Source organism: Candidatus Krumholzibacteriia bacterium (genome assembly GCA_035649275.1).
In the GTDB taxonomy this organism is placed as follows: Bacteria; Krumholzibacteriota; Krumholzibacteriia.
The window spans coordinates 34,492-43,983 of sequence record DASRJW010000105.1 but is presented as its reverse complement, the minus strand read 5'-3'; the positions used below and the strand labels follow the sequence as shown (position 1 = coordinate 43,983).

The window sequence follows — 9,492 nt, the reverse complement described above, 5'->3', positions numbered from 1 at the left end:
CACCGCCACGGATCAACGCCGCTCCGGCCCGCGCCGTTCCGGGAGGGCGGGTGTGGCGGGATCACGGCGCGCCCCGGCACGCCGCGCCGTTCTCGCCAGCCAGCGCGCACCGCGCGCCTCGCAGCCCTTGTCTCTCCTTCTTGGTACGAACCCTGCCATGGCCCCCTCGTTCCCTGAACTGCTCCCGACTGCACGACCACCCGTGGCGCCGGATTCGAGTTGCCGGCACGAAAGGAGCGACGGATGAACGGAAGCCCGTTGGGTCTCGCCGCGGTCGAAAACGGCACGGCGCGGCCCGTGGAACTCGAGGTGGTTTCGGGTCCCGGCGCCGCTGCCGAGTCCTTGACGCAAGGTTTGCGTGTGGTGCGCGAGCTGCTCGCCGCCAGGGACGCCGTCTTGTTTTCGGTGTTGCCGCGCGGGCTGGTGTTCCACGCCGCCCTGGGGGAGGAATCGGCCCGACTGGGGCAGCGCGCGGCCGCGGCGGCAGCGGCGCTGCACGCCCGCATTCAGGGACCGTGCATCCTGGGCAGCCCGGTGCCGGCCGCGGCGGTGGGTCCGGTGGGGATCGCGGCGGAGTGCCCGGTGAGCGGGGCGTTGGTGCTGGCGGAACGCAGGCATCGCGAGGCGGCGGTGGCGGTCGCCGTCGCGCCGATACCGGAGTCGCAGCCGCCGCTGGCGCTGCGCTTTGCTCATGCCGTGTTCCGCGATCTGGCGCGTTTGGCCCAACGGCGGGAGCAAGGCGTCGCTCCCACGGGTCTCCTAGACCAAGAGTGGGAGCAGCATCGTTTCGCCGGCATCGTCGGCCGCTCGAGGTGCATGCGCCGTCTCTTCTCGATGGTGGAGAAGCTCGCTGCTTCGGACGTCAACGTGTTGGTACTCGGCGAAAGCGGTACGGGCAAGGAGCTCGTGGCTCGGGCCATCCACGAGGGTGATCTCTATGCGGGGCGCAAGTTCGTGGCGCAGAACTGCGCCGCCCTCCCGGAGGCGTTGCTGGAGAGCGAGCTCTTCGGCCACTGCAAGGGGGCCTTCACCGGGGCGCTCTTCGACAAGAAGGGGCTGTTCGAGGAAGCCCACGGCGGCACCTTTTTCCTCGACGAGATCGCCGACATGCCGATGGCGCTGCAGATCAAGATGCTGCGCGTCTTGCAGGACGGCGAGATCCGCCGGCTCGGCGAGACGCGTACCCACCGGGTCGCGGTGCGCATCATCGCGGCGACGAATCGGAACCTGGTGCGCGAGGTGGAGCGCGGCCGTTTCCGCCAGGACCTCTTCTTCCGCCTCAATGTGGTGAAGCTGGAGCTGCCGCCGCTGCGCCGCCGCCGCGACGACGTGCCATTGCTCCTCCGCTACTTCACCGATCAGGTCTGCGCGCGCCTGCGACGCCCGAGCTTGCGCTACAGCGAGGAGACCTTGCAGCGCCTGCTCGAGCACGACTGGCCCGGGAACGTGCGCGAGCTGGAGAACGAGGTGGAGCGGCTCGTGGCCTTGCACGGCGACGAGGGCGTGATCCAGCCCTACATGCTCTCCGAGCGCTTGCGGTATGGCAGCGGCGTCGACTGGTCCCTCGACCGCCTGGAGGAGAGCCGCAACCTGCACCAGGCCACCGAATACCTGGAGCGCGCCATGATCGGCCGCAGCCTGGAGCGGCATGGCTGGAACAAGTCGCGGTCGGCGCAGGAGCTGGGGATCAGCCGCCAGGGGCTGATCAAGAAGGTGAAGCGCCTGCGCCTGCTGCGGCCCGATGCGGCAGGACGTGCCGGCGGCAAGCGGCGCTCCCTCCCCGGGCAGGAAGAGCTGCCCTTCACGGCGGAGCGGGATCTGGTGGCGGTGCCGGTGGGGTGAGGTGAGAGCGGGCGCGACGGGAGCAGGAGAGTGGGTGGGCGCGCGGGGAACCTCCAGGTTGCGACGCGATCCGACGCGCGACCCGCGATCCGTGCGGGCCCAGCACGCGCCACCACACTGCGGAACGAACTTGCCGGCGTGGGCGGCGCCTGCGTAGGATGGCGCCGCCGCTTGGGCGGACAGCAAACGCCGTTCCAGCGGCAGGGTGCGTCCGCTAAAGTCCATGACACGCAAACGTCGAGACGTTCTCGCCCACCGCGACCTCTACAGCTTCGCCGCCATCGTGCTCCTCTGTGTCCAGGTGGTGGTCTTCCGCCGCTTCCGCATCGACGACGCTTTCATCGCCTATCGCCACGCCCGGCATCTGGCCGAGGGTCTGGGACCGGTGATGAATGCGGGCGAACGGGTCGAGGGCGTTTCCAACTTGCCCTGGACGGCGCTGCTCGGCCTCCTCGCCGCGCTCGGTCTGGAGCCGCACGCCGTGGCGCCGGTGCTTTCCTTTCTCTGCGGTCTCGCCGTCGTCGGTCTCACCGCGGCGCTGGCGGCGCGAGCTCTGGAGGACCGGCGCGCCGGCGGACCGGCGGCGCTGTTCGTCGCCGCAGCGGCGCCGCTCGCGGTCTGGAGCGTGAGCGGCATGGAGACCCTCGCCTTCACCGCGCTCCTCGCCACGCTCTTCTTCGGCGCTCTGGAGGAGGTTCCTCAGGGCCGCGGTGGTTGGCGCGCGGGGATGCTTCTCGGTGGCGTCGCGGCGTTGCGTCCGGAAGGCATCGCCTACGCCTTCCCGCTGTTCCTCGCCGCCCCGGCGGCACGACGCTGGTGGGTGCGCCTCGTTTTTGGTGCTGCCCTCGTTCTCGCGCCGTTCGTGCTCTTCCGCTGGCTCTACTACGGTGATTGGCTGCCGAATCCGGTGCACGCCAAGCTGAGTCCGGGAACCGAGGCGCTCGCTTCGGGGCTTCTCTATGTCACCAAGGGCGCTCTCACTTTCCCCTGGCTCTGGTTCGCTTTGTTCGGCCTCCCTCTCTGCAGTGCCCCCCGGGCCCGTCTCCTCGCTGGCTGGATCGCCACCACGTTTCTCGTCGCCCTCGTGTCCGGCGGCGAGAGATTCCCCGGCTACCGGCTCTTGCTGCCGGCCTGGCCCGCCCTCGCCGTGGGTGCAGAGACCGGATTGCGGCGCTTGCAGCTGCTGGCGCACCGGAAAAACCTCCGCCTCGCGAGCGCCCTTCTCCTTCTCGTCGGTGTCTGGCTCCTGGTGGCGCCACGAACCCTCTTGCCCCTCATGGCCGGCGCGCTACGCTGGGCGCGCTTGCAAGAGGCGCCGGCGGCGCACGCGGTGCGACTCGTTGCGGAGATGCGCGCTCTCGGTGCCCTTGCCTTGGGGCTCGGCGGCGCCGGGCTCTGGCTGCGCTGGCGCCGGCATGTACTGGCGGAAAAACCGGGAGCGATGGAGAGCGAGGTGCGCGGCCAAAAGGCGGCGCAGGGCCATCTGGCGGCGCGCCGCACCTTGCAAGCCGCGCTGGTCGGCGCGCTTCTGCTCACCTTGCTCCCGGGCTGGCTCGATCCGTCGCTGCGCTTGTGCCGCGTTCCCGACCCGGCGGTGCGCTTCGGCCAACCGGTGGGGGAATACTTGCGCCGCACCTTTCCGCCGGCGACGACGGTGGCGACGAACTGCGCCGGCAGCTTGCCTTACTTCGCCGAGCTGCCGGTCATCGACATGCTCGGCCTCACGGATGCGCACATCGCGCGGGTGCGGCCGGACCAGAGGCAGTGGATCGGGCACGAAAAGGGCGACGGCGCCTACGTCCTCTCCCGCCACCCCGATCTCATCGTTCTCGGCGGCCCGCAAGGCTCGGCGACCCCTTGGCCTTTCCCGGGAGACCAACAGATCGTTGCCGCGGCGGAATTCCAACGCGACTACACCCTGCAGCGTGTGGTGCTGCAGGATTTCGAGTTCCTCTACTACGCGCGCCACGCCAGTGTGCCCGCGCCTCGCTAGAAGGAAAGCGACGTGCCGATGTCGGTCCGCCAGTGGAACTCGTCGTCGCAGCCGACTGCGAAGCGCAGCGGTTGGGTTTGGCGCAGATGGGCGACGGCGCCGAGTCCGACGCCCCAACGCAAGCGGGCCTGCCGCAACGCCGCCGCTTCGGTCACCGCGCCGGGAGCCGAGGCGCCCCAAGCGCTGCCCGCGTCGGCGAACACGTGCAAGGTGAGCGGGAGAGCGACCCGTTCGAAGCTCTCGGGGCTCCAGAAGTTGAGGGGGATGCGTGCTTCCAGGCCACCCCAGCCGCCGGCATCGCCGTTCGCCACCGCGTAGCTGTGACTCCGCAGGCTCGGGCCGCTGCCGAGGTGCAGGCGACCGTAACGTGGCACCGTGCCGCGTACACCGCGCACTTCGACACCCGCGGCGAGGACGAAGCGCCGGCTGAACGGGAAGGCACCTTGCAACTTCGCTTCCACGTCCTGGTGTTCCGCCGCCCCCGTGGTGGCGCCGAGAGCCAGTTGTCCGTTCCAGTAGGACCAGAGGAAACGCTGCGGTCGCGCCCCCCAGGCGAAGGCGATGGAGCCGCGGCGGAGGCGGTCGCTGCTGCTGCCGGAGAGCAGTCCCGCCGCTTCCGAGGCGTGCACCTGCGTGAGGGCGCCGGCGAGCTCGAGGCGCGGGCCGCGGGGAGGCAGTTGCAGCTTCGCTCCGACCGCGGTGCGGTCGAAGACGATGCCGCCTTCTCCTTCCTCCGGTGCCTGCACCAGGTCGGCATGAAAGGTCGCACCCAGCGGCAGTGCCAGGAGCGGCTGCGGCTCGGACCATTCGAGGTGCAGCAACTTGGCGCCGCCGCCGGCGGCCTCGAGAGAAAAACGTTCGCCCCGACCGGCGCCACCCCAGAAACGCAGCTTGCCGCCGAGGACGATCCGGTCATCGGCGCGGATCTGCAGCAGCGGTTGCAACGACGCCGGGGGAGATCGCCGGGCGCTCACGGTGATGGAGACGGAGTCCGGCGCCAGCAGCGACGGTATCACCTCGAGATCTCGGAGCCAGCCGAGGGCGAGGATTTGCTGGCGAGAGCGCTGCACGCGGCGGGCGTCGAAGCGCGCCCCGACCTCGAGACCGAGTTGGCGGAGCAAACGCTCCGGCGCCGGAATGTCTGTCCCGAGCGTCTGGATGCGAAGGACGCGGGCGCCGTCCGCGGCCTCGAATGACGCGGCGGCGGCCCCGTGAGCACCGCTTGTGAGCAGCAAGGTGCAAGCGAAGAGCAGGCCTCGGACTGTCATGCGACCTCCGCTGCTTCGCCTTGGAAGCTCCGTACCGGATCGGCGCCGAGCGCCGCGTGCGGGTGGGCGGGGTCTGCGGGGCGCCGCCCCGCTCCACGCGTGCGGACGGCGGGGGACGTACCGCCTCGCCAGCGGCCAGGTGGTTGGAGCGCAGCCAGGAGCTTGGAGGCTTCGCTATACTGCGCCATGCCCGAGTCAAGCGGCTCCACGCGCCTGTACCTCGACGACCCCGAGCGCACCCACTTCCGCTCCCGCGTGCTCGAGCGCTTGTCGCTCCCCGAGGGCGGCATCGGCCTCGTGCTCGCCGAGACTTGCTTCTATCCCACTTCCGGCGGACAACCCCACGACACGGGGATCCTGCATGGCAGCCCGGTGGTCGACGTCGTCGAGGACGAGGCGGGTCGGGTGGTGCACTGTCTGCGCGCCGAGGCGGCGGCGCTGGCCCTTCGTGCCGGCGACTCGGTGGAGGGAGAGATCGATGGGTCGCGCCGCCGGCACCACATGCAACAGCACTCGGGCCAGCACCTGCTGTCGGCCACCTTCGTCGCTCTCCTGCAACGCGAGACGGTTTCCTTCCATCTGGGGGAAAGCCGTTGCAGCATCGATCTTCCCGGACCGCTCCTGGAAGCGGAGGCGCTGGAGCAGGTGGAGAAGCGGGCCAACGCCGTGATCTGGGAAGGAAGGCCGCTGCACGTGCGCTCCCTGGACGCCGCTCAGGTGGCGGGGTTGCGCAAGGCGCCGCCGGCCGGCCTCGAGCGTGTTCGGGTCGTCGAGATCGAAGGCTGGGACTCGAGTCCATGCTGCGGCACCCACGTGCGGCGCACGCACGAGATCGGTCTGATCAAATTGCTGGTGCAGGAGCGCCTGCGCGAGGCGGCGCGCCTCCACTTCGTCTGCGGCACTCGCGCACTGGAAGAGGTGGCGCGCTGTTTCCAGCTTCAGGATGCCTTGGTGCGCGCCCTCACCTGCCACCCCGAGGCTGTGTTGGCGCGCGTCGGCAAGCTGCAGGAGGAGGGACGGCAGCTCCGGCGGCAGCTCGAAAGCACGGCGCGCGAGCTCGCCACCGGGCGCGCCGAGGCGAGGATCGCGGCGGCACCGCGTCTTGGCGGTCATCCACTGGTGCTGCAAGCGCTGGAAGGAGTCGAGGCCGCGGCGCTGCAGGTGGCAGCGGCGGCGCTGGTGGAGCGCGGTGCCATCGCCCTCCTCGGCGCCGCGGGGGAGCGGGCGCAATTCCTCTTCGTCTGTCCGTCCGGGACCGGAATCGATCTGCGCCCGGCGCTCCAGGCGGCTTGCGCCCTCGCCGCAGGTCGCGGCGGGGGAACGGCGGAGCGCGTGCAGGGTTCGGGAGCGCGGGTCGATGCCTTGCTCCCCGCCCTGGAGGCGGCACGGGCCGCCATCGAGGCACAGGTCACGGGCGCGGACTTTGACAAACCTGCCAACGGTCCCTAGGTTGTCCACCTGGCGTGTGCGGGAGCAGCACGGAGCGCGGCCAGCGGCTTGGCCGTCGCGGTGCTCGTGGTGCAGGTGCTCGTGATGCAGAGGAGGACGTGATGCGGCGCCGTGCAGGTCTCGTGCTGGGGTTGGCGATCCTAGGTGCCGCAGGTGCGGCCGCGGCGCAGCCGACGCCGGAAGAGAAAGCCCGCCCCATCCATGTCGGCAACCTGAACGTCGCCGTCATCGGGGCCGGCTACGCCGCCCACGACCATCCCACCTACGACGATCACTTCTTCATCGGCATCGACTACCAGCGCCGGATTTTGCGCCGGGAGATCCGTGCCGTGCCGCTCTGGGTGCGCGGGGCGTTGCAGTTCACCGAGGACGAGCGAAACCTGTCCTCCTCCTACACCTACTGGCCTGATCCGATCGCCGGCGACACCGCGGGGCCGGAGGAAGTGGAGGAGCAAACCAGCGATTTCGGTATCCGGGCCGAACTCCTGGCCGATGTCGTGCACGGCAAGAATGTGGCGCTATATGGGGGCGGTGGCTTCGTCGTCCACCTGGTGAACTTCACTTCCCGCGGCCGCAGTTCCGGCCGGGCGGGGGCCGCCGGGATCGAAGCGGACGAGAACCAGCTGGCCCCCTCGGTGGCCGCGGGCGTGCGTCTGTTCTCCGCCAAGCATCCCTACACTTTCTACGGTGAGGTGCGCTACGGCTTCACCTACGGGCGCGCCACGGGAGCGCAGGACGAGACGCCCGCCCATGCCCCCGCGCTCGCCGACTTCGCCGTCGACTCGAGGAGCAACGTGAGCTTCGAAGGCGGCATCGGCGTACACTGGTGAGAACGGGGCGGGATCTTCAGGGCACGGTCGCCGGAGTCTCGCGCTCGAGGCGGAAGCGATCGCCCCGCAGGATGCGATCCACCACGTCCATCCCGGCGACGACGCGGCCGAATGCAGTGTAGCGGCCGTCGAGTCGCGGTACCGGCAGGTGGGTGATGAAGAACTGCGAGCCCCCGGTGTCCTTGCCGGCGTGCGCCATGCCGACGATCCCCTCGCGATCGTAACGCAAGTTGCCGATCTCGCAGGGCAGGAACTCTCCCGCATCGCCCCAGCCGTCGCCCCGCGGACATCCTCCCTGCACGACGAAAGCCGGAACCACGCGATGGAAGACGCCGTCGCGGTAGAACCCCGTATCCACCAGGTGCAGGAAGTTGGCTACCGTGCGCGGGTAATCGTCGCCGTCCAGCTCGAGGACGGCCGTGCCGCGGGGCGTCACCAGGCGCACGCGCACCGCACCCAGGTCGATGGGCGGCAGCGCCGAGGGCACGACACCAGGGCGTGCCTGTGGCGGCGGCGGTGCTGGCGTTTCCTTCTGGCCGCGCAGCTTGGCGAGCGCTTCGCGCGCCACCTGCACGAGACGCGGTTCGGCTCCACCCTGGGCGCTCTCGAGGCAGGCCATGGTGGCAGGCGCGCGACCCGCACCGGGAAGGGCGGCGAGCGCCGGGAGCACAGCGAGACGCACGTCGATGCCGTTGTGGCCCTGCTGCCAGCGTTGGTACGCGGCCACCAGCGCCGGGCCGCTTTCAGCGAAGGCGAGGGAGCCGAGAGCATCCGCGGCCTGGGCGGCGACGACGAAGTCCTCGTCTTCCAGCGCCCGCTCGAGAGCCAGGCGCACGCTGCTGCGCTCGCGACGCGGCAGCTCCTTGCCCAGGGCGCCGAGAGCTTGCGTCGCCTGGGCGCGCTCCAGCGGCCCCGCGTCGCTCAGGGTGGCGAGCAAGAGCGTCGTCGCCGGTTCGGCACCCAGGACGTCGACCGCCACGGCGAGCGCTTCGGCGCGGACGAAATCGACGCTGTCTCCCCGCGCCGCCTCGAAGGCGTCTCGGGCCTTGGCGCCCTCGGCTTTCGCCAGGACTCTGAGCGCCGCGAGGCGCACTGCCGGCGCCGGATCGGCGCGCACTTCCCGCACCAGATGGGTGTCTTTCCCGGCGCCGAGCTTTTCCAGCGCCGCGAGCGCCGCCTCGCGCACGAGGGGGTGCGTGTCCGCCACCATCGAAGCACAGTAGGTGCGTGCCTCCGGGTCGCCGAGCTGTCCGAGGGCGCTCAAGGCGCTGGCCCTGACCTCCCATTCCGGGTCGGCGAGAAGCGGATAGAGCGCCGGCGCTTTCCCGGCGTCGGGGTATTTGGACAGCGCCCGGGCTCCCGCCGCGCGAGCGTAAGCGTCGGGGTGGCGGAGGAGGGAAAGCACTGAGGGCAGGAAGGTGGAGTCTGGCCGGATCGTCATGGCCTCGGCGATGCGCCAGGCCGCTTCCGACTCGCGGTTGGTGAGGGAACCCAGGTCGGCGAGGAGATCGAGGGCCCGCTCGGTGTCGATGTTCGCCAGCGTGAGCGCTGCCATGCCCTCCAGGCGTGGCGCTCGCGCTTCCGAGCCCATGCCGGCGAACAAGCCCGCCGCCACCCAGGGGCTCACGGCGGCGAAGGAAAGGGCGCTCGCGTGGGGGCGCACCGCTTCGATGAACATCCAGCGTCTGGAGGTCGGTTCGCTTTCGATCTTGCTGTCGAGCGCCAGCTCGAGGCGCGAGCGCTGTGGCTCCTGCAGACCCTGCAGCTGCCGCAAGGCCCACGCCGTCTGCTCCACCACCGTCGAGTCGGCATCGTCGAGAAGCGGCAGGAGCGCCTCCAGCGCTGCCGCATCTTGGATGCGCCCGAGGGCCATGGCGGCGGCCCGGCGCAGGCGCGGATCGGGATGGCGCGTGGCCTGGAAGAGCGTGCTGTCGCCGAAGCTGCGGGCGCTCTCCAGCGCCACGAGACGTTGGCGTGCTGCCCGGGTGCTGTCGGGAGCGGCGTGGTCGGAAACACGACCGCCGCCGCAAGCGCCGTGCAGCGAGCCGAGGAGAAGGACGAGAGCCAGAAAAGCCAGACGCTGACCGCGCAACGGTGCCTCCAGTCGCGC

General features: G+C 70.6%; 6 protein-coding genes. 4 read left to right on the top strand and 2 right to left on the bottom strand.

The annotated features are described in order from the left end of the window. Nucleotides 1–243 precede the first annotated feature (243 nt). Entirely contained in the window at nt 244–1,842 is a 1,599-nt protein-coding gene (locus VFE28_11455) for a sigma 54-interacting transcriptional regulator (protein ID HZM16608.1), read from the top strand. A 223-nt stretch (nt 1,843–2,065) separates the two neighbouring features. Next, nucleotides 2,066–3,835, top strand: a complete 1,770-nt coding sequence (locus VFE28_11450) for a hypothetical protein (protein ID HZM16607.1) — start codon at nt 2,066–2,068, stop codon at nt 3,833–3,835. On the opposite strand, the gene VFE28_11445 is transcribed toward VFE28_11450, so the two are convergent. Beyond that, nucleotides 3,832–5,103, bottom strand: a complete 1,272-nt coding sequence (locus tag VFE28_11445) for a BamA/TamA family outer membrane protein (GenBank protein HZM16606.1) — start codon at nt 5,101–5,103, stop codon at nt 3,832–3,834. The genes VFE28_11450 and VFE28_11445 overlap by 4 nt on opposite strands. A gap of 162 nt (nt 5,104–5,265) precedes the next feature. Between VFE28_11445 and VFE28_11440 the strand changes: the two genes are divergently transcribed. Continuing rightward, nucleotides 5,266–6,552, top strand: coding sequence for an alanyl-tRNA editing protein (locus VFE28_11440; GenBank protein ID HZM16605.1), 1,287 nt, complete (start codon nt 5,266–5,268; stop codon nt 6,550–6,552). Between the two features lie 101 nt (nt 6,553–6,653). Continuing rightward, nucleotides 6,654–7,382 carry a hypothetical protein gene (locus VFE28_11435; GenBank protein HZM16604.1) on the top strand — a complete coding sequence of 243 codons (729 nt, stop codon included), beginning with the start codon at nt 6,654–6,656 and terminating at the stop codon, nt 7,380–7,382. Nucleotides 7,383–7,398: 16 nt separating this feature from the next. Here the strand turns inward: VFE28_11435 and VFE28_11430 are convergent, their stop codons facing one another. Further along, the gene (locus VFE28_11430; protein HZM16603.1) at nt 7,399–9,474 is read right to left on the bottom strand and encodes a peptidylprolyl isomerase; all 2,076 of its coding nucleotides are present in this window, start codon (nt 9,472–9,474) and stop codon (nt 7,399–7,401) included. Between the last annotated feature and the right edge of the window lie 18 nt (nt 9,475–9,492).